The organism is Moraxella macacae 0408225 (assembly GCF_000320365.1).
GTDB classification, from domain to species: Bacteria; Pseudomonadota; Gammaproteobacteria; order Pseudomonadales; family Moraxellaceae; genus Faucicola; species Faucicola macacae.
Window position 1 is genome coordinate 743,426 of the sequence record NZ_ANIN01000002.1, and the last position, 19,885, is coordinate 763,310.

Genomic DNA, 19,885 nt, shown 5'->3' on the forward strand with positions numbered 1-19,885 from the left:
CATAACACCAAAATTATTGGATCACAAATTGTTTTAGCACGGCAATTTTATCGCGTACTTTCATCGCTTCTTCAAATTTTAGCTCTTTTGACAACAGCTGCATGTGTTTTTGTAACTGCATGATGTATTTTGCCAATAAATCAGGTGAACGTAAAATTTGTGCGTCTACATCACCAATTGCTTGTTGTTGCATTGCTTTTTGTTGCATTGATTGGTGCTTGGTGCTATCTTGAAACAAAACTTGTTCATTGTTAAGATCATCTAACTCACCTGTATCAATTTTATCGGTAATTGCACGTTTGGCGGATTTTGGCGTAATGTCTTGTTGTTTGTTAAAGGCAATTTGTTTAGCCCTGCGCCGTTCGGTTTCATCAATGGCTTTTTGCATGCTTTGGGTAATGGTATCGGCATACAAAATCGCCTTGCCATTAATATGACGCGCCGCCCGTCCAATGGTCTGAATAAGCGATCGCTCTGATCGCAAAAAACCTTCTTTGTCCGCATCAAAAATTGCCACAAGACTCACCTCAGGCATATCCAAACCCTCGCGCAACAGGTTGATACCAACCAGTACATCATGCACCCCAGTTCTTAATTCATGAATAATTTTCATGCGTTCAACCGTGTCAATGTCCGAGTGCAAATAAGCAACATTGATGTTGTATTCTTTTAAATAACCGGTCAAATCCTCGGCCATGCGTTTTGTCAATACCGTAATTAACACGCGTTCATTGCGTGCTTTGTGAAGATTAATCTCACTTAAAACATCGTCTACTTGAGTCAAAACAGGTCGAATGTCAAGCACAGGATCGATAAGGCCGGTTGGACGAACAACTTGTTCTACAATTTGGGCGGATTTTTTAAGCTCATAAGCAGCAGGTGTTGCTGAAATATAAATGGTCTTTGGAGCAATGCGTTCAAATTCTTCAAATTTCATCGGACGATTATCCATCGCCGACGGTAAGCGAAAACCATAATTAACCAGTGTCTCTTTACGGCTTCTGTCGCCTTTATACATAGCTCCAATCTGTGGAATGGTAACATGACTTTCATCAATAAACAATAAAGCATCAGGCGGTATATAATCAAACAAAGTGGGCGGTGCTTCACCCTCTGCCCTGCCTGATAAATGACGCGAATAATTTTCAATGCCATTACAATAGCCAAGTTGCCCCAACATTTCTAAATCATACTGGGTACGCTCTTTAATGCGCTGGGCTTCGATTAATTTATCATGTTGGTAAAAATACTTAAGTCGCTTATCCAATTCTGCTTTTATGGTGCTTGAAGCTTGGGCTAATCTGTCTTTTGGGGTAACGTAGTGAGATTTTGGATAAATGGTTACGCGCGGTATGGATTTGATGTTTTTACCAGTCAAAGGATCAAACCATGTGATTTTTTCCACTTCATCATCAAACAATACCACACGCACAGCCAAACTTTCGCTTTCAGCAGGATAAATGTCTAACGTTTCACCTCGCAAACGATACGTCCCCCTTCCAAAATCAAGCTCATTGCGAATGTATTGTAATTCCACCAAACGTTTAATCATCGCATGCCGATCGATGCGATCCCCCACAACAATGTGAAGCAGCATTTTTAGATAGCTTTCTGGATCGCCTAAGCCATAAATCGCCGATACAGATGCCACTATAATGGCATCACGACGTTCAAGCAAAGCACGCGTTGCCGACAAGCGCATTTGGTCAATGTGATCATTGATCGCACTGTCTTTTTCAATAAAAGTATCACTGGCCGGTACATAAGCCTCAGGCTGATAATAGTCATAATAACTAACAAAATACTCAACTGCATTGTTGGGAAAAAACGCCTTAAACTCACCGTACAACTGGGCAGCCAAAGTTTTGTTGTGTGCCATAATGATAGATGGGCGGCCGCTTTTGGCAATGACTTGTGCTATGGTATAGGTTTTGCCAGAACCTGTAACGCCAAGCAACAACTGGTCGTGATAATCTTTCTTGATGCCCTCTAACAATTTTTCAATTGCCTGCGGTTGATCGCCTGAGGGCTTAAAGTCGCTTACCATATCAAAAGCACAGCTTGAGATTTGTGTGCCACTGGCATTGACACCGGTAAGTTTGGCTTCGTCTTGAAGTTGTCTGGAAAGTTGGTTTAGTTGGGTTTTAGAATGGGTTGGTTTTGGTGGTTTCATACAATTTTTTTGAGTTCAATCGTTTTTTGGGTTGTTTTTAATATATTTTTTAATATAGTTTTTAATACACATACATGTTTAATTTTCAGTAACCTACCGTTTTATGGGGATTTTTTGCCAAATTAAAAGCCTTTACTTTATTAACATATTGTGTCAATCATATTGTATTAACCATATTGTATTAACCATATTGGCATTGCAAAACGTTAACTGTCTAACGAAAACTCTTCAGCATAAGTATTCCACCCTAATTTTGTGCGACACGCCTCAAAAAAATCCACCCCAAGTGGGTGCAACAGCGTTAAACGGTCAGGGTGTTTACGGATAATCAAACGCTGATTTTGATTTAAAGGAACGGACGCCTTGCCATCTGCACTCACCATAGGCTGCGTTCGGTTGTCTTTGTGAATACGGATTTTAATCACACTGCTGCCACACACAACAATCGGACGGCTTGACAATGTATGCGGATGCATAGGAACAAGGCTAATTGCGTCCAAACTTGGGTGCAAAATTGCCCCACCGCCTGACAATGCATAAGCGGTTGATCCTGTTGGTGTAGACACAATCAAACCATCACTGTGCTGACGATACACATCTAACCCATCAATTTTTAGATTAAAATCAAGCATATGTACCGATTTTCCTGCATGCAATACCACATCGTTTAACGCCATATCCTCATAAATCACATGACTGCCTTGCCAAATTTCCATTTTTAACAAAAAACGCCGATCCAATTGATAAGATCCGTTTAAAATATTGCTAAGCTGATTTGGTAAATCATCAGGATTAATATCCGCCAAAAACCCCAATCGCCCTCGATTCACCCCCACCACAGGCACAGGGTATTTTGCCAACACTTGTGCTGACTGTAGCAACGAACCATCACCGCCAACCACCACAACCAAATCACATTTTTCACCCAACAAATTACGCTCCACCACCTCAATATTGCCAAGTCTGTCTGTGTTCATTGATGGCAACCGATAAGTCTGATGATCAATTAAAATTGGTAAGTTTTGCCGATGAAAAAAATCACAAAGCTGATAAATACTGGTTAAAATTGTGGCTTTATTGGCACGTCCCATGATACCGATATGGCGAAAGGCGGGGTTTTTGATAATCTCGCTACTCATATTTTTTAGGATAAAAAATTTTAGGATAAAGTTAATGGGCTTACATAAAACCAATAGCAAGCGATCTGTTTATTTTTGTGGTTTATTTTTGCGTAAGCTTGAGTTAAAAGTGGCTTATTTTAGCATAATTTGCCAAAATTCTTTAAGGTATTTTTGGGTTTTTTGTTGTTTTGTCAATTTGTTTTCTAAATTATCGTTTTTTGATTAATATTTTTTCTAATATTTGTGCTAAATCATATTTGTGCTAAAATGCAAAATCACAAGTTTTTCATTTAAGTTTTTTAGCTTTAGTTTATTTTGACAAGAATTTTTGACAAGAATTTATGTATTTTACCGCCAAATAGGTTTGCATAATTCATTTAGATACCGTTATTTTAGATACGTTATTTTGGACACAGTTATATTTTGGATACAGTTATTATGTTACCGCTATCTTTTAACACGCCCATTTTTAATACCAATACCCAACCAAAATTATTAGCTTTGATTTTTGGCTTGATCTTAACCGCCTGCTCTGCTCCAAAAATCGATGTCAATCCTCAATACAAAACCAACCAACCGTATAAAACCAATCGCCCATATAAAACCAACAACCATCATACCGTAAACACACGCCCTGCAAGCCCAAACACGCCAAATTATTATATCGTACAACGCGGTGATACCTTAAGCAAAATTGCGATGCGTTACGGTTTAGATTACCGTCAAATTGGTGCATTAAACCGATTGGATAGCAATTATACGATTAAAGTTGGACAACGCTTACTGCTTAGTACACCAATTGGTGCACCCATGAATGCACCAAAACCACCCAAACGCCAAATCACCTACGATCGACCAACAACCCATAACAGCCCTGTCGCACCCACCATGCCAACTTATACACAACCAACTTACGCAACATCAAACAAATGGCTAATGCCTGTCAATGGGCGCTTATTAAGAGGGTATGATAAAAACAGTGGTATGCGAGGCGTATGGTATACAGCCAAGCACGGTACACCTGTCGTCGCCAGTAAAGAAGGGGCGGTTGTGTATGTTGGCAGTGGCTTGCCAGAATATGGCAACCTTATCATGATAAAACACAGCGATGACTATATCAGTGCTTATGCACATCTTGGCAATTTTAGCGTTAAAGAAAAACAAGTGGTACAAGCAGGACAACAAATTGGAACGGTCGGTCATATGCCCGGTATTAATCAACCTGCAATAGAATTTCAAATCCGTTATGGTGGTTTGCCAATCAATCCAATTAATCTGTTACAATAAACGCCACATTAATATAAACGCGTTACCAAGCCTTACTAAGAAAACAACCACGCATTTAACACAGCCATTGCAGGGCTTGTGTTGCTTTGTTGTCTTAGCCATGCACTTGTATTGGCAAGGTTGGTCTGTTGGTTTTTGGCAGTATCGGTTGCAAGGTTTTGAGTAACCGTGCGACGGATATTGTCAGGGGTTGCGTCATCTTGAATCAGTTCAGGCACAATTGCTTTATTTGCCAAAATATTCGGTAATGCCACATACTCAATTTTTAACAACCGCTTGGCAAGCCAATAAGTCATAGGTTTCATAGAATAAATCACCACCATCGGACGATTTAACAACATGGCCTCTAAAGTTGCCGTCCCTGATGCCAACAACACCAAATCCGAAATTGCCATAATGCGTTGGCTAAAATCCGCTATCGTTTCATCACAACATACCACCACGCGATCTTGCAATTCGTTCGGTTCATTTTGTAAATATTGCTCAACAATGCTTTTATAATTTTGATTAACCGTCGGAATAACAAAACACAACTGATTGTCGGTCAAATACAGTTGATACATACTGGCTAACAGTTTTGGCAACATTGCCTCAATTTCACCACGGCGCGAACCTGGCATGACTGCAATCAAATAACTCATCTCGCCTTTATTGGGATTTTTGTCAAAACCTGCAAAAAACTGTCTTAATTCATGGTTTTGCCAAACCATACCAAGGCGTTTTTTTAACATTGATGTGGTCAATAAACGGTTGTCAATACTTTTTAACAATGGGTGTCCAACGCACACAGCAGCGTGATTGTGTTTTTGGTATACCGCCAATTCAAACGGAAACAAACACAGCACCAAATCGGTGGCTTTTTTGATGTTATGAATGCGATTTTCTCGCCACGCCCAAATGGACGGACTGACATATTGCACACTAAAAACCCCGCGCGATTTTAGCACTTTACCCAAACGCAAATTAAAATCCGGGGCATCAATGCCAATAAACATATCAATTTTTTGCTCAAAAAATACCTGCAAAATTTCATCTTTGGCACGAAACAAATCAGGCAAATGCGACAAAACCTCCAAAAGCCCCATCACAGAAAGCCTTGACATATCAAGAATTGATGTCAATCCTTCGGTTTGCATTTGGTGGCCACCAACGCCAACCCACACAATATCAGTACACAGATTGTTCATTTGACGCATAAAATCCGCCCCCAACACATCACCTGACACCTCTCCTGCCACAATGCCAATCACCAATGGGCGGTATTTTGGCATAACAGCGACAGTATTGGCAGGTAAATTTTGGTATGGCGGATTAGTCATCGGTTGGTTGTTCCAAAAAATATTGACAAAACAACTCAATTGTAAAACCAAATAACTAAAAAGTAAATCATAACTTAACCTAAAGTTATATCAAATCAAACTAAAAGTAGGTTTTTTAAGCACAATCTTGTGATGACAAAACAAATTTTTTGGTTTATAGTAATGCTTTTTTATGTCAATGGAAACTGTGAATGCTATGACTACTTTTTCTCAAACCGATAATGCCGATATTGACAACGTGAACTTAGAAGCTATCTTACCATTAGCCACGCCAGCTGAACTAAAAACCGCCTTGCCACTTACCCAAAAAGCCTACCACACTGTTTTAAAAGGGCGTGAAACTGTTAAAAATATCCTAAGCGGTGCGGACAAACGCCTATTGATGGTGATAGGGCCTTGCTCCATTCATGACATCAAGGCTGCCCATGAATATGCCGATAAACTAGCCGTACTTGCCAAGGAAGTTGAAGATACGATTTACATTGTGATGCGCGTGTATTTTGAAAAACCCAGAACCACGGTAGGGTGGAAAGGCCTTATCAACGATCCGGATATGAACGACAGTTTTGATATCAATAAAGGTTTGCACATTGCCAGACAATTGTTGATCGATTTAAACGAAAAAGGCTTGCCTTGTGCCACAGAAGCCCTTGATCCCAATACACCTCAATATATCCAAGATTTAATCAGTTGGTCAGCGATCGGAGCCAGAACCACAGAAAGCCAAACGCACCGCGAAATGTCATCGGGTTTATCCTGCCCTGTTGGTTTTAAAAACGGCACGGACGGCGGTATGACGGTTGCTGTCAATGCGATGCAAGCGGTAAAATACGGACACAGTTTTTTAGGATTATCCTCGGACGGAAAAGTATCTATCATCAAATCCAAGGGCAACCCTTGCTCGCATGTGGTATTGCGTGGCGGTAACGGCAAACCAAACTACGACGCCGCCGCTATTGCCAAAGCTGAAAACGAACTGGCAAAAGGCAAAGTATCGGGCAAAATTATGGTAGACTCAAGTCATGCCAATTCCAACAAAGATCCTTATTTGCAACCAATGGTTATCCACAATATCGGTGAACAAATCGTCAATGGCAACCTCTCTATCATTGGCATGATGGTCGAGAGTCATTTAAAAGGTGGCCGTCAGGATTTGACTGCAGATTTATCACAATTGGAATACGGTAAATCCATTACCGATGGTTGTTTGGACTGGGAAAGCACGGTTACATCGTTGCATCAGTTGCGTGAGATGATAAAAGATGTATTGCCAACCCGCCAATTAAATGCTTGATTGTTTTTGATCGTTGTTAAAAAATGATCGTTTTAAAAAATGATCGTTGTTAAAAAATTAAACCAACAAATAACTTTTGTTGGTTTTTTATTTGATTGTCGTTTTAACCACCGTAAACGCTAACCAACTCAAAAAGTCAATTAGCTTAAAAAAATAAATTTTGCCAATAAAATCACCGTCAACACCCATACCGCGACGCTAATTTCACCATGCCTGCCACTTACCAATTTGCCAATCGTATAAGTAATAAAGCCCAGTGCAATGCCATCTGCAATTGAAAACGTTAACGGCGTTAACAACAACACCACAGCCACAGGCGATGCTTCGGTCAAATCCTCCCAATCAACCTCACGCAAGGTAAACAACATCAAAACCGACACATAAAAAATCGCCCCTGATGTTGCATACGCAGGTATCATACCAGCCAGCGGTGCAAAAAATAACGCAAGCAAAAACAACGCCCCAACCACAATCGCCGTAAGCCCAGTACGTCCGCCTGCTGCCACACCCGCCGTACTTTCTACATAACTTGTAACCGATGATGTACCAAGCAATGAACCTGCCACAGCCGCCACTGAATCAGCAAACAATGCCTTGCCCAGATTTGGAATATTGCCGTCATCTTTCATTAAACCTGCTTTTTTGGTAACGCCAATCAGTGTCCCTGATGTGTCAAATAGCACCACAAACAAAAACGCAAAAATCACACTCACCATACCCACGTCTAACGCCCCTGCAATATCCAATTGCATAAATGTCGGTGCAATAGACGGCGGTGCTGACACCAAACCTTGATATTGAGCATGTCCGGTCATTAAACTAATCACAGTAACAATCAAAATCGACAACATCACCGCCGCAGAAATTTTGCGTTGCACAAACACCACAATCAAAAAGAAACTCAAAATTGCCATCGCAGGTGCAAAATCGGTAATTTTACCCATACTGACAAAAGTTGCAGGATTTGCCACGATAATTCCTGCGTTTTTTAGTGCAATAAATGCCAAAAACGCACCAATTCCCGCCACAATGCCTTGTTTTAAGGTATACGGAATGCTATTAATCACCCATTCGCGCAGTTTAAACGCACTGATTAACACAAACAAAAGCCCAGAAACAAACACCGCTCCCAATGCCACTTGCCAACTTTTGCCCATACCCAACACAACACTAAAGGTAAAAAACGCATTTAATCCCATACCAGGAGCAAGCGCCACAGGCAAACGAGCTATCATTCCCATTAAAAAACAGCCAATTGCCGATGCCAAACAAGTGGCGACAAAAACCGCCCCTTTGTCCATGCCTGTTTCAGCAAGCATAGATGGATTGACAAAAATAATGTAAACCATCGTCAAAAACGTGGTGAATCCTGCCAAAATTTCGGTTTTTATCGTGGTGTTCGTACCATCAATGCCAAAATAGCGTTGTATTGCGTTCATAATCAACTCGGTAATGTTGGGAATGGTAAAAATAGGTCAATATTGTGTTAACCAATGGTTAAAAAAATGTAATGGATTGTAAAAATTGCCTATTTTAGCGAAATTTGACAAAATTCACAATGTTTTTATTCACAATGCTTTTATTTCACAATGTTTTTGCCAAAAACGCTATTTAGAAAATGGCAACACTTGGCGGTTAAATATCACGATTTGGTTTTGTTGGCTATTTGGCAGGTTTGGCTTGTCCGGTTGTGGTGGCAATTGAACTTTGGCAAGTTGACTGCGAAAAACACGCTGCTTGTCGTCAATGGTTACCACGGTTGTTAGCACAAACATTCGGCTTTGAACGTCTAATAACGCGGCCATGGTCTGTTTTTGGTGGCTTGCCACACCGAGCATAGCGGGAATTTGCCACAAATTTTCCACGGTATCAAGTGGCATGGCTGTATCGCGACGATTTGCCCAATTGGTTAATGCCAATAAATCAAGGCCTCCTTGCTTGGTTGGCATTGGCGTGTTTTGTGTAGATGCGTTAGGAGGCGTTGGTTGGTTTTTTGCACCGTTTTGAGGATCTTTGATAAAACCAATTGCCGCCAAAAGTTCTGGCTTTAACGTATTGACATTCATTGGCAAAAAAAACGGCGCAGCGGTCAATAAAGGCTGAATTTTTTGCAATTTTTCTTTGTCCATACCGCGCACATACAACAGTTCATTCACAGTAGTAAACGGCTGATTGGCAATGGGTATTGACATGGTTTTGCCTAAACTTTGATAATAATCGGCTTCTGCACCGCCCTCGGTCATATCACTATCAGGATCTTGCCAATCCAACACTGCATAAGCCACTGACGGATCGATGCCGTATGCGGTCAATAATGCCTGAAAATATGCCACGGCTGCTTGATCTGTTGCACCATCGTGGTATAAGTTATTGATATTAAACAAACTGCTTTCGTCGCTTAGCTTGATTTGTAAATTTGCACCGTTATGGGTTTGCTGTGCAATTGGTTTTGTCCAAACATCTTGTAGGCTGTCTGTTTGGTTAATTTCGCTGTCTTTTGCCAACATTTGGATAATCTTAGCTTCGGCAAATTGGCCTGCTTGTTGCATTTGACGCTGTGATTGGGTCAATTGATATTCGCGCAACATAACCTGCTGACTTGCCAACATACTGCCTGCCACTACCACAATTGCCACTACCAACAATAAAATGGTTAACAATGCCACGCCAGATTGACGATAAGATGACTGCGGTGTTGTTTTCATCATGTAACCTTTCACTGTTTGGGTTTTGGGTTTTGGTTGATTGGTTTTACATGACTGGGTGGTTTTGGTGTTAAGGCAAATTGCCACACAATCGGTTCATCATGATACGTAAAACTTAACACAACACCTGCTGGCAATTGCTGATAAGCGGTTAAATCTTGCAAATTGTCATTGGCTTTTTGGGCGGTATTGGATTGGCTGTTGTTTTGATTTTGTGCGTTGCTTTGATGGTTTTTATAAAGATTTGTTCTGTTTTGGGCAAATTCAATGCTCTGATTGTCGGGAAATTGATTGACAATTTCTGGTGTGTCGGTTGCACTCCATGCTGTCCATTTGATGTCTTTAACTTCGGTTAACAGTACGCTTTGGCTGGCATGGTTATTTGCTGTATTTTGGTGAAGATCGTAACTGCGCTGTTTAACCAGTGCGTTATTTTGACTAACATAACGAATTTTTGTCAAGGCTTGTGATACATTAAAACGCGGATCAGGGTTTGCAAAACGGATAAAACTTACCTCTTGGGCGTTTAGGCTAAAAGTCGGTGTGATGGTTTGTGCTTGATTGGCTAAATTTTGGTTGCTCGGTATAGCCACATAGCTTGTAACTTGGGAAAAATCTTGGAAAAGCTGTAAATAAGCATACTGTAATTGGCTTAATTGGTCAACTTGTATTTTGGTGCGTTGCTGAGTTTTGCTTAAGCTATCCATAATCTGCCAACCTGACAAGGCAAGCATTGCAAAAATCAACATTGCCACCAACAACTCAATCAAGGTAAAACCCTGCATCGCTTGATAATTTGGTGTTGGTGAATGTTGCATGTTATTGCCTGCGTTTGGTTGCTTTATTGCTTGGTTGTTTTATTACTTGGTTTGCTTTATTGCTTGGTTGTTGGTTTTAACAACACGCCGTCTACAGTAACGATACTATTTTTTACCACACCATCTGCAACTGGGGCAACACTGATCGTAATTTGACGAAAGGCATTGTCGGTAGTAGATTCAACAGGACTAATCGTTACTTGCCACTCTCGCCCTTGTGCTTGGATTGTTTCGGTTTTTGCGTTGGTTAACCATTGTTGTTTGATTTTAAGTTCAGCCAATGTATTTTGGGCAACAAAATTTGCCAAAGTGCGCGTTTTCATATTGCCAACTGAATTCACATAACTACGCCCAGCGTTGCTTGCTGCAATTGCCACTACCGCCAAAATCGTCAAGGCAACCATCACCTCTAAAAGCGTAAAACCAAGTTGTTTGTTCATGATTTATTCTGCCTGCTTCTCTATCGCCCCTGAAGCATTGATGATAATTGGATTGGCAACGGGATAAATTTTATCGTCATTGGTATTTTGTTTTTGCAATTGAATTTGTACCGCTGTTGCCTCACCTGTGCCAAACCACACAACCGGAGGTGCGTCATTGCCTTGCAAATAAGTTGGCAATTGACCGTCTGTTGCCCTATCTAAAGGCAAAATATCCACACGCACGTCATTTGGTATATCAAGCGGACTGATTGTTTGATCCAACACCCAAGTTGGTGGATTTTTCTCCAAGTTTTTGGTAAAAGCATTTTGTAACTTTACCACAACCAGTTGTGTCGGCTGATCGTCTTTTGCCAAGCGAATTGCCAAACCATACGGCTGCATCTGTTCGGCGGATAATAAACGCACATAACGAACGTTGCTTTGCAAATGTTCATAAAACGCCAAATTTTTACGATTATCACCACTGCCTACCGACAACGTCATCATGCCTGCAAACACTGATAAAATCACAATCACCACCATCACCTCAACCAAGGTAAAACCCATTTGTTTTGTCAAAAGCTGTGTTGTAAGGTTTTGTGTTTTTAAACGGTTGTTTGCCATGTTAAATCATTGTGTTTTCAATCATTGTGTTAAGTCATTGTGTTTTAAAGTATCGTGCTTTAAGTCATACGCTGGATATTGTTTGGGCAAATCCAAAACTTGTTGCACCAAAGTCAAGCGTAAAGTATCACGCCTGCCTAAATAACGCTGATAAAAACTGGAATTTAACAAACCTGCCCCACCCTGTCCTATAACCCAAATCGTCGCCAAATAATCACGCGTCGTCATTAAGCTGTTTTGTGCCTGCAAATACGCACTGGTAATATTAATCAGTTGTTTCATGCGTTCACGCCGAATCGCATACAATTCACCAAACAAGCGGTTAAGCCCTGTGGCTGAATTTGCCAAACGCTGTTCAATTTGGCTTAACAACATCGTCTGCTGTGGATTTAACAAATAATACAAAATCATGCGTGCCACACCTGCCGATGCATCATCACCAATTTGGCTATTGGCAAGCAACAGCTCTTCATTGCGAATGATGATCCTAAGAAACAATTCATCTTTGCTCACAAAATGCTTGTACAGCGTTCCTTTGGCAAGATCCAATTGATCCGCCAAACTGTCTAGCGTAATATCACCTTCGCCTGACTCCAGCAATAACTGTTCAGCGGTGGCTAAAATACGCTCTTCGCGGTGTTTAAATTGTTGTTGACGGTTCATTGATGACATTGATGACACTAATCCACACAAAATTTCAAAAATAACGTCTGTATAATACCTGACTGATAAGTCATTTTCCAGTTATTTTTTGCAAATTTATGGTTATTAATTGGTTGGTTGTTTAATTGGTTTGTTTAATTGTTATGTATATTGATTTAATAAATTGTCAAAATTATCATTGGTGATTTTGGCAAATTTTTCTAATGGAATATCGTATAATTTGGCTAAAAACTCCGCCACATATGGCACAAACGCCGGTTCGTTCGGCTTGCCACGCTTTGGTATGGGAGCAAGATAAGGGCTATCGGTTTCTATCAAAATCCGATCAAGCGGTAATTTTTTGGCAACTTCTTGTAAATTGGTGGCGTTTTTAAAGGTAACAATGCCTGACAATGAAATGTAAAATCCCAAATCCAACGCTTTTTTGGCGGTGGCATAATCTTCGGTAAAACAATGAATAATGCCATGCTCTGCTTTTTCAGCAGCCAACACATCAAGGGTATCACAGCGAGCATCGCGCGTATGCACGATAATGGGTTTTTTTAGGGCTTGACTGACATGAATGTGCGTGGAAAAACTGGATTTTTGTTCGTTAATATGCTCTTTTGACCAATAATAATCAAGCCCTGTTTCACCAATCGCCCAAACATCGCAATCTTTTGCCAAATCCAATAACCGCTCAAAGGTAACTTCATGCAACGTGTCTTGACAAGGGTGAATCCCCACACTCATGCCAAGGGTTAAACCGTCAATGGGCGTTTTAACGATCGATCGGATATCCTCGTATTCATCAAAATCGCACATAATTGCCATAATGCGATGCACCTTAGCGATTTTGGCTGCTTGTAAGGCGTTTTGAGTTGTGGCATGTTTTGCCAAATCCAAACGGTTTAAATGGGCGTGAGTGTCGGTAAACCAAGTGTCGGTAAACCAAGTGTCGGTAAGCATAGTATCAGTAAGCATAGTACTTAATCAATAAATTATGTTAATAAACATAAAATTTTAGCACACATGCAACACACTTGCCACCAATTATCCGCTACATTTTCGCTAAATTTCCATCATTTCAAAATCCGCCTTGCCCACGCCGCAGTCAGGGCACAGCCAATCGTCAGGAATATCCTCCCATTTTGTTCCTGCCACAATGCCATGTTCAGGACTGCCCACCGCTTCATCATAAATCCAACCGCACACGATACACTGGTATTTTTTCATCAAAAACTGCCTACTTTTTTGCCAAAAATAAAAAACAAAGTTTACATTCATTCACTATTTTTAGCAAGAGAAAATATTTAAATTTTATTAAAAAAACCGTATAATAAGCCCTTACTTTTGTATTTTTGTAACAATTTACCAAACCCAATGGGCAACTTCATGATCAAACACAACACCATTAAGCACAACACGCAAAACACAAAAAACCACCCTTTTTGGCAAATTATCCGCACCATAGACAACTTTCCAAAACCTGGCATTGAATTTTATGACATCACCCCCTTACTACAACATCATGTAACCGACGTTACCGATGCGTTATTAACATGCCTACCAAATGGTTTGTTTCATGATATTGACTGCCTTATTGGCGTTGAATCGCGCGGTTTTTTGTTTGCCAGTTTGCTATCGGGGCGTACTGGTAAAGGCATGACTGTTGCACGCAAAGCAGGCAAATTACCGCCGCCTGTGGTGCGTGAAGATTATGCGTTGGAATACGGTACAGACAGCCTAGAAATACTAAAAAACACCGATCCTGCTATCCGTAAGGTATTGATTGTAGATGATATTTTGGCAACAGGTGGCACACTAAAAGCCACTGCAAAACTTTGTCAATCTGCAGGCTATGACGTTGTTGGTGCGTTGGTATTGATTGATTTGGTGGATTTGCACAAAGATTTAGGTCTGCCTGTGTTTAGTGTCTTACAAGCCTAATTCGCCGTTAAGCATAGCTTCGTTGTCTTAAAATCTCATACAAACACACCGATCCTGCCACGCCAACATTTAAACTTTCTTGACCGTTTGGTTGTGGTAGGGCAAGTTTGTGCGACTTATCCAATAAAACCTTATCCACGCCTTGACCTTCATGACCCATTAATAACGCTAAAGACTGCGTTAAATCAGTATGATAAATCACGCTATCACTGTGGCTGCTGGTGGCAAATAGCGGTATTTTAACATGCTGTAAAATCTGTTCAATGCTTGTATTTTCATAAATGGTTAAGCTAAAATTTGCCCCCATACTCGCTCGCAAAGTCTTAGGACTGTATGCTTGAGCTGTCCCTTGGGTACAAATTACCACACTAAATCCTACTGCCGATGCCGTTCGAAACAGCGTACCAAGATTGCCATTATCCTGCACACCATTAACAATCAAGCAATCTGTGTCTATTTTTTGGTTTAGCTTAAGATTTGGCGTATCAATCATTGCCATAATCGGTAAACACTCGCCAAGCGTGCGGATTTGTTTGTACAACCCATCACTGATGGTTAAAATTTTCACCGCATGAACGCATGCCATCTGATGAATACGTCCAATCAATGTATCAATTTCAGCATTGTTTAAACCGCTTTCACTCACAATCACAGTGTTTGGCAATAACTTGGCATTTAAATAAGCGTCCAATAAATGCACCCCTTCAATCACCGTCTGATTTAATTTTTTACGCATTCTGGCTTGAGTCAAAAGTGCGTTGGCGGTTTTGATGCTAGGATTGTCTTTGGAACTGATGATAGGATAAGCGGTCATTGATTTTCTAAATACCTTGATATTTTTTAATACTTTTGTTTAATTTTTGCAAAATTATCCCATTTCTACATGCAATTTTTTTATATATTCAACTTCATTTTTTGCCCCCAATACCACAGGCACGCGCTGATGAATACTGGTGGGTTTAATGTCCAAGATACGGTTTAGCGCATCGCTGCTGGCACCGCCTGCTTGTTCAATGATAAAACTCATCGGATTAGCCTCGTACATAAGGCGCAATTTGCCCGCTTTATTGGCAAATTTGGTATCAAATGGATAACTAAACAGTCCTCCGCGCGTTAAAATACGATGCACATCACCTACCATCGCCGCTATCCATCGCATATTAAAATCTTTGCCACGCACGCCCGCCTCGCCTGCGTTGCACTCATCAATATAGCGCTGCATTGGTGGCAACCAATAACGATAATTAGAAGCATTAATGGCATATTCTTTGGTATCAACTGGCACATTGACACGGTCTTTGATTAGGATAAACTGGCGTAAGTTTGGGTCATAGCTAAACATCACAACCCCATCACCTGTGGTTAAAGCCAATATGGTACTGGTACCATATAAGACATAACCTGCCGCCAATTGCTCTGTGCCTTTTTGTAAAAAATCGTCATCTGTGGCTGTTTGTCCTTGATTGTTGTAGGGCAAAACAGAAAAAATCGTACCTACAGCCATGTTAATGTCAATATTGCTCGAACCATCTAAGGGGTCAAATAGCACCAACACTTCGCCCCCACAATTAGCCGCGGTTGCATGATCAAGCTCTTCACTTGCCACGCCAGCACAGTATTTGTTATTAGCAAGGGCATTTAGCAACAATTCATTGGCAATGACATCGAGTTTTTTTTGTTCTTCACCTTGCACGTTTTGGTTGCCAGCTTCGCCTAAAATATCCGCCAATGCTCCACGTTTAAGCAGTTCGCTAATCTCTTCACAAGTGTGTGTAAGTGTAGCAATGACAGATTTAACCGCAGGTGTGGCATTGTGTTTGGCAAGATAATCACCAAGCGTGGTAACATGAATCAACATGATTTTTCCTTATAGACTGATTAATTTTTTGAAATTTTCATTGAAAGCCAACAATGATTAATCGGGTTTTTTACCAATTTGCAGGTATTGTTGAAAATTTTTTGCATAATCTTCAATATTATCGGATAACATTCGCTCAAAATTTTTGGTAAAATGCTCAATAATATCGTCTTTTTCTTTTAGATAATCACTACCCTTGACAAAACCCATAGCCGCCACCCATGCACTAAAACGCGCGGTTGCATACAGCATCGATGCGTTGATCTTTCCTGCATGTCCGGTCTTATCACGCAGATCGTTTGCCAAATTAATAAACGCATCGGCACGTTCATAAAAAGCGTGCATTTCGTCATCTAACTTATTATCTAACTTATTGTTATCATTGATTTTTTCGGTATTTTTACTGGGTGATTGTTGACTCATAGAGGTACTTTTATTTTGACAATGTTTAATTTTGACAATTGGTTGCTTAAATTAAGTTTTTTAACGCTATGGGCTGACAAACAACCCATGATACATTGATTTAACAACAATAATAATTTAGCAACAATAATTTAACAACAATAATAATGCAGCAAAGCTAAAAAATTATAAACCTGCACAGGCTTTTAACAAATCGGCTTTGTCGGTTTTCTCCCATGTAAAAGCAATGTCTGAACCTGTGCGTCCAAAATGTCCGTAACTTGCGGTTTGTTGGTACATCGGTTGCAACAAGTTTAGCATGCGCGTGATACCATATGGACGCAAATCAAAATGAGTGCGAATAAGCTCAATGATCTTATCATCACTAATTTTGCCTGTACCAAAAGTATTAATCGAAATAGATGTTGGTTTGGCAACACCAATTGCATAGCTCACTTGAATTTCACAACGATCTGCAAGCCCTGATGCCACAATATTTTTTGCCACATAACGCCCTGCATAAGCCGCTGAACGATCGACTTTTGATGGATCTTTTCCTGAAAACGCACCACCGCCATGACGTGCCATACCGCCGTAAGTATCTACGATAATCTTGCGTCCTGTTAATCCTGCATCACCAACAGGCCCTCCAATCACAAACAAACCTGTTGGATTAATGTGAAATTGAGTGTCTTTATGCAACATTTTGGCAGGAATAACCGCTTTAACAATTTCTTCTATGACCGCTTCGTGCAAATCCGCTTGTGAAATATCAGGATCGTGTTGAGTTGACAACACAAGTGCATCAATAAACGCAGGTTTTACACCATCATAACGCACAGTAACTTGGGCTTTGGCATCAGGACGCAACCACGGCAATTTGCCATTTTTACGCAATGTAGCTTGTTTTTCCATTAAACGATGTGATAATTGAATGGGTGCAGGCATTAACACATCGGTTTCATGACTGGCATAACCAAACATTAAACCTTGATCGCCTGCACCTTGTTCTTCAGGTTTGGCACGATCAACACCTTGGGCAATTTCAGGCGATTGTTTGCCAATCATATTAATCACTGCACAAGTTGCCCCATCAAAACCCAAATCCGTGTGATTATAACCTACTTTAAGCACAGTATCACGCACGATTTTTTCAAAATCCACGTTGGCCGTTGTGGTAATTTCACCAGCCAACACAACCGCCCCAGTTTTCACAAGGGTTTCGCACGCCACACGCGCATGCAAGTCTTCTGCCAAAATTGCATCTAAGATCGCATCTGAAATTTGATCAGCAAGTTTATCCGGGTGGCCCTCGCTTACCGATTCAGAAGTAAAAAGTGAATATTCACGCATAATTTTTCCTATTGCCAAAATGATTAATTAACACCGCTTAATCACTTTGCAAACCTATCTCCAATATTAATCGTATTATAAAATAAAGGAAAGTCACTTTTTTGGTTTTTAAACAGATTTGATCAAAAAAGAGCAAGTTTGCAAAATGATTAACAAAATGATTAACAAAATTAGTGATTGGTGATTAATTTGACAAATTTGTTAACTTTTTAAATCACTTAAAAATTAAACCACTTAAAAATTAAACCACTTAAAAATTAAATCACTTAAAAATTAAATCACTTAAAAATTTTAACACTTGTCAAACTTAACCGTTTATTATAAGCCAAATTTCATATATACGCCATTAAATTTATTTCAAGTCGCCTAAAAATTTTTTTAGGTTTAAATTTGTGCATTTGGATTGGCCGTTTGGCAATTTTCATCAAGGCGGTGCGCCTGTGCCAAGTAGTCCTGTGATTGCATTTCTAACAGGCGCGATCGCGTGCGTTCAATCTCAAACGCAAGTTTTTCACCTTGATACAGATCCAAAATAGACTGCTCGGCACGCATTAATAATTTGACGCGGCGGTCATAAAACTCATCTACCAAATAAATTAAACGCCGGGTTGGATCGGAGATGACATCATTTAGAGCAGGCACATTATCCACAAGCACCGTACTAAAATTATTGGCAATTTCAATAAAATCACTGGCGGAACGTGGCTGCATGCACAAAGCTCGAAATTCACAGTATAAAACGGTTTTGGTGGCAGCTTTTATGGCAATTTCACGGCCATTAATCACAATCGGATCATAACTTATCTTCTGATTTTGACTCAAGGCCAAAAAACGCTCCTGCAACCAATCTGCATTATCGACCGTCAAGGGTGAAACGTACAATTGTGCTTGTTGTAATACTCGCAACCGATAATCAACCCCGGTGTCAATATTCATCACAGTGGTGTTTTTTTTCACCTCTTCAATCGCAGGTAAAAATCGGTCGCGGTGAATGCCGTTTTTGTATAAACCATCAGGGGCAATATTGGAAGTTGCTACCAAAGTAATGCCTTTATTAAACAGCATGGTAAACAAATCACCCAAAATCATTGCATCTGACACATTAGAAACAAAAAACTCATCAAAACATATCACATCTGCTTCATCATAAATAATTTTGGCAACCTGCTGCAATGGATCGGCCTTGCCTTTTAGCTGATTTAATTCATGGTGGACTCGCTTCATAAAATGGTGAAAATGTTGGCGCATTTTGCGTTCATTTGGCAAACTGTCAAAAAACATATCCATCATCCATGTTTTACCACGTCCAACACCGCCCCACATATACAAGCCTTTTGGCGCTTGATAACTTTTTAAAAAGCCAAAAAATCCTTTTTGGGCGGTACGGTTTTTGATAATTTGATGATACACATTGTCAAGATAAGTCATTGCTTGGCGCTGCTGATTATCTTCGCTAAAACTGCCTGATTGTAATGCTTGCTCATAACGTTGTAAGGGGCTTGTCATGACAAATCCTATGCTAAAATTGTGCTAAATTGCTAAAAAATAGCCTATAATAACAAAAAACCGTCATTGTTTGGAAAAAATCATACAAAAAATAAAAATCATTTTTTTAAAATCTTTTTTAAAAAAACACTTGCAAAAACCAAAAAATCTGCTAAAATAGCCAACCATAAGCAACAATGCTTTTATGCCAGTGTGGTGAAATTGGTAGACACGTCGGATTCAAAATCCGATGCCTAATAAGCGTGTCGGTTCGAGTCCGACCACTGGTACCAAAAATCCAAAACAAAAAATCCAAAATTTTGGAAGTCTAAAACTTTTGGTTAAGAACATTTGATTAGAAACCCTTGACAAACCTAGCTGTCAAGGGTTTTTTTATTGCTTATCAACAGCCAACCATTAAAAAGACAAACA

The 19,885-nt window shown here is 40.1% G+C and carries 19 protein-coding genes and 1 tRNA gene; 4 read left to right on the top strand and 16 right to left on the bottom strand.

Annotated elements, in window-relative coordinates:
• Window positions 1–13 precede the first annotated feature (13 nt).
• Window positions 14–2,173, bottom strand: coding sequence for an excinuclease ABC subunit UvrB (gene uvrB / locus MOMA_RS08850; RefSeq protein WP_009502190.1), 2,160 nt, complete (start codon window positions 2,171–2,173; stop codon window positions 14–16).
• Window positions 2,174–2,379: 206 nt separating this feature from the next.
• Window positions 2,380–3,312 (bottom strand): NAD(+) kinase, encoded by a 933-nt coding sequence (locus MOMA_RS08855; RefSeq protein WP_009502191.1) that lies wholly within the window; start codon window positions 3,310–3,312, stop codon window positions 2,380–2,382.
• A 420-nt stretch (window positions 3,313–3,732) separates the two neighbouring features.
• Here MOMA_RS08855 and MOMA_RS08860 point away from each other — a divergent pair, with 420 nt between their 5' ends.
• Window positions 3,733–4,581, top strand: a complete 849-nt coding sequence (locus MOMA_RS08860) for a peptidoglycan DD-metalloendopeptidase family protein (protein WP_009502192.1) — start codon at window positions 3,733–3,735, stop codon at window positions 4,579–4,581.
• 35 nt (window positions 4,582–4,616) lie between these two features.
• On the opposite strand, the gene MOMA_RS08865 is transcribed toward MOMA_RS08860, so the two are convergent.
• Window positions 4,617–5,900 (bottom strand): lipid-A-disaccharide synthase, encoded by a 1,284-nt coding sequence (locus MOMA_RS08865; RefSeq protein ID WP_009502193.1) that lies wholly within the window; start codon window positions 5,898–5,900, stop codon window positions 4,617–4,619.
• A 196-nt stretch (window positions 5,901–6,096) separates the two neighbouring features.
• Here MOMA_RS08865 and MOMA_RS08870 point away from each other — a divergent pair, with 196 nt between their 5' ends.
• Window positions 6,097–7,194 carry a 3-deoxy-7-phosphoheptulonate synthase gene (locus MOMA_RS08870; protein WP_009502194.1) on the top strand — a complete coding sequence of 366 codons (1,098 nt, stop codon included), beginning with the start codon at window positions 6,097–6,099 and terminating at the stop codon, window positions 7,192–7,194.
• A gap of 140 nt (window positions 7,195–7,334) precedes the next feature.
• Here MOMA_RS08870 and MOMA_RS08875 read toward each other — a convergent pair whose 3' ends face one another.
• The 8 genes from MOMA_RS08875 to MOMA_RS08910 all read right to left on the bottom strand — a co-directional run bounded on the left by MOMA_RS08875 (window position 7,335) and on the right by MOMA_RS08910 (window position 13,641).
• Window positions 7,335–8,633 carry an NCS2 family permease gene (locus MOMA_RS08875; protein ID WP_009502195.1) on the bottom strand — a complete coding sequence of 433 codons (1,299 nt, stop codon included), beginning with the start codon at window positions 8,631–8,633 and terminating at the stop codon, window positions 7,335–7,337.
• 168 nt (window positions 8,634–8,801) lie between these two features.
• Window positions 8,802–9,899, bottom strand: a complete 1,098-nt coding sequence (gspK, locus tag MOMA_RS08880) for a type II secretion system minor pseudopilin GspK (protein ID WP_009502196.1) — start codon at window positions 9,897–9,899, stop codon at window positions 8,802–8,804.
• 11 nt (window positions 9,900–9,910) lie between these two features.
• Window positions 9,911–10,717 (bottom strand): type II secretion system minor pseudopilin GspJ, encoded by an 807-nt coding sequence (gene gspJ, locus MOMA_RS08885; RefSeq protein WP_009502197.1) that lies wholly within the window; start codon window positions 10,715–10,717, stop codon window positions 9,911–9,913.
• A gap of 56 nt (window positions 10,718–10,773) precedes the next feature.
• Window positions 10,774–11,157 carry a type II secretion system minor pseudopilin GspI gene (gene gspI, locus MOMA_RS08890; RefSeq protein ID WP_009502198.1) on the bottom strand — a complete coding sequence of 128 codons (384 nt, stop codon included), beginning with the start codon at window positions 11,155–11,157 and terminating at the stop codon, window positions 10,774–10,776.
• 3 nt (window positions 11,158–11,160) lie between these two features.
• On the bottom strand, window positions 11,161–11,763 hold the full coding sequence (locus MOMA_RS09625) for a prepilin-type N-terminal cleavage/methylation domain-containing protein (protein ID WP_009502199.1): 603 nt from the start codon (window positions 11,761–11,763) through the stop codon (window positions 11,161–11,163).
• Between the two features lie 21 nt (window positions 11,764–11,784).
• Window positions 11,785–12,426: a TetR/AcrR family transcriptional regulator gene (locus tag MOMA_RS08900; protein ID WP_009502200.1), complete on the bottom strand. Its 642-nt coding sequence runs from the start codon at window positions 12,424–12,426 to the stop codon at window positions 11,785–11,787.
• A 141-nt stretch (window positions 12,427–12,567) separates the two neighbouring features.
• Complete coding sequence (locus MOMA_RS08905) at window positions 12,568–13,389, bottom strand: TatD family hydrolase (RefSeq protein WP_009502201.1); 822 nt, start codon at window positions 13,387–13,389, stop codon at window positions 12,568–12,570.
• A gap of 87 nt (window positions 13,390–13,476) precedes the next feature.
• Window positions 13,477–13,641, bottom strand: coding sequence for a rubredoxin (locus MOMA_RS08910; RefSeq protein ID WP_009502202.1), 165 nt, complete (start codon window positions 13,639–13,641; stop codon window positions 13,477–13,479).
• 159 nt (window positions 13,642–13,800) lie between these two features.
• On the opposite strand from MOMA_RS08910, the gene MOMA_RS08915 reads away from it, so the two are divergent.
• Window positions 13,801–14,355 (top strand): adenine phosphoribosyltransferase, encoded by a 555-nt coding sequence (locus MOMA_RS08915; protein WP_009502203.1) that lies wholly within the window; start codon window positions 13,801–13,803, stop codon window positions 14,353–14,355.
• Window positions 14,356–14,362: 7 nt separating this feature from the next.
• On the opposite strand, the gene MOMA_RS08920 is transcribed toward MOMA_RS08915, so the two are convergent.
• The 5 genes from MOMA_RS08920 to zapE form a co-directional block, all read right to left on the bottom strand.
• Window positions 14,363–15,169 carry a TrmH family RNA methyltransferase gene (locus MOMA_RS08920; RefSeq protein ID WP_009502204.1) on the bottom strand — a complete coding sequence of 269 codons (807 nt, stop codon included), beginning with the start codon at window positions 15,167–15,169 and terminating at the stop codon, window positions 14,363–14,365.
• A gap of 54 nt (window positions 15,170–15,223) precedes the next feature.
• Window positions 15,224–16,213 (bottom strand): class 1 fructose-bisphosphatase, encoded by a 990-nt coding sequence (locus MOMA_RS08925; RefSeq protein WP_009502205.1) that lies wholly within the window; start codon window positions 16,211–16,213, stop codon window positions 15,224–15,226.
• A 57-nt stretch (window positions 16,214–16,270) separates the two neighbouring features.
• Window positions 16,271–16,636: a DUF3144 domain-containing protein gene (locus tag MOMA_RS08930; protein WP_009502206.1), complete on the bottom strand. Its 366-nt coding sequence runs from the start codon at window positions 16,634–16,636 to the stop codon at window positions 16,271–16,273.
• 165 nt (window positions 16,637–16,801) lie between these two features.
• On the bottom strand, window positions 16,802–17,968 hold the full coding sequence (gene metK, locus MOMA_RS08935) for a methionine adenosyltransferase (protein ID WP_009502207.1): 1,167 nt from the start codon (window positions 17,966–17,968) through the stop codon (window positions 16,802–16,804).
• A gap of 384 nt (window positions 17,969–18,352) precedes the next feature.
• The gene (zapE, locus tag MOMA_RS08940; protein WP_009502208.1) at window positions 18,353–19,474 is read right to left on the bottom strand and encodes a cell division protein ZapE; all 1,122 of its coding nucleotides are present in this window, start codon (window positions 19,472–19,474) and stop codon (window positions 18,353–18,355) included.
• Window positions 19,475–19,660: 186 nt separating this feature from the next.
• Here zapE and MOMA_RS08945 point away from each other — a divergent pair.
• Window positions 19,661–19,746 (top strand) — tRNA-Leu (locus MOMA_RS08945).
• The last annotated feature ends 139 nt before the right edge of the window (window positions 19,747–19,885 follow it).

Bases quoted from the DNA above. Each gene is read 5' to 3' on its own strand.
- MOMA_RS08865 (WP_009502193.1), bottom strand. From the start codon at position 5,900: ATGACTAATCCGCCATACCAAAATTTACCTGCCAATACTGTCGCTGTT.
- MOMA_RS08900 (WP_009502200.1), bottom strand. From the start codon at position 12,426: ATGAACCGTCAACAACAATTTAAACACCGCGAAGAGCGTATTTTAGCC.
- MOMA_RS08910 (WP_009502202.1), bottom strand. From the start codon at position 13,641: ATGAAAAAATACCAGTGTATCGTGTGCGGTTGGATTTATGATGAAGCG.
- MOMA_RS09625 (WP_009502199.1), bottom strand. From the start codon at position 11,763: ATGGCAAACAACCGTTTAAAAACACAAAACCTTACAACACAGCTTTTG.
- MOMA_RS08920 (WP_009502204.1), bottom strand. From the start codon at position 15,169: ATGACCGCTTATCCTATCATCAGTTCCAAAGACAATCCTAGCATCAAA.
- uvrB (WP_009502190.1), bottom strand. From the start codon at position 2,173: ATGAAACCACCAAAACCAACCCATTCTAAAACCCAACTAAACCAACTT.
- gspK (WP_009502196.1), bottom strand. From the start codon at position 9,899: ATGAAAACAACACCGCAGTCATCTTATCGTCAATCTGGCGTGGCATTG.
- gspI (WP_009502198.1), bottom strand. From the start codon at position 11,157: ATGAACAAACAACTTGGTTTTACGCTTTTAGAGGTGATGGTTGCCTTG.
- zapE (WP_009502208.1), bottom strand. From the start codon at position 19,474: ATGACAAGCCCCTTACAACGTTATGAGCAAGCATTACAATCAGGCAGT.
- MOMA_RS08930 (WP_009502206.1), bottom strand. From the start codon at position 16,636: ATGAGTCAACAATCACCCAGTAAAAATACCGAAAAAATCAATGATAAC.
- MOMA_RS08860 (WP_009502192.1), top strand. From the start codon at position 3,733: ATGTTACCGCTATCTTTTAACACGCCCATTTTTAATACCAATACCCAA.
- MOMA_RS08905 (WP_009502201.1), bottom strand. From the start codon at position 13,389: ATGCTTACTGATACTATGCTTACCGACACTTGGTTTACCGACACTTGG.
- MOMA_RS08870 (WP_009502194.1), top strand. From the start codon at position 6,097: ATGACTACTTTTTCTCAAACCGATAATGCCGATATTGACAACGTGAAC.
- MOMA_RS08925 (WP_009502205.1), bottom strand. From the start codon at position 16,213: ATGTTGATTCATGTTACCACGCTTGGTGATTATCTTGCCAAACACAAT.
- gspJ (WP_009502197.1), bottom strand. From the start codon at position 10,717: ATGCAACATTCACCAACACCAAATTATCAAGCGATGCAGGGTTTTACC.
- metK (WP_009502207.1), bottom strand. From the start codon at position 17,968: ATGCGTGAATATTCACTTTTTACTTCTGAATCGGTAAGCGAGGGCCAC.
- MOMA_RS08915 (WP_009502203.1), top strand. From the start codon at position 13,801: ATGATCAAACACAACACCATTAAGCACAACACGCAAAACACAAAAAAC.
- MOMA_RS08875 (WP_009502195.1), bottom strand. From the start codon at position 8,633: ATGAACGCAATACAACGCTATTTTGGCATTGATGGTACGAACACCACG.
- MOMA_RS08855 (WP_009502191.1), bottom strand. From the start codon at position 3,312: ATGAGTAGCGAGATTATCAAAAACCCCGCCTTTCGCCATATCGGTATC.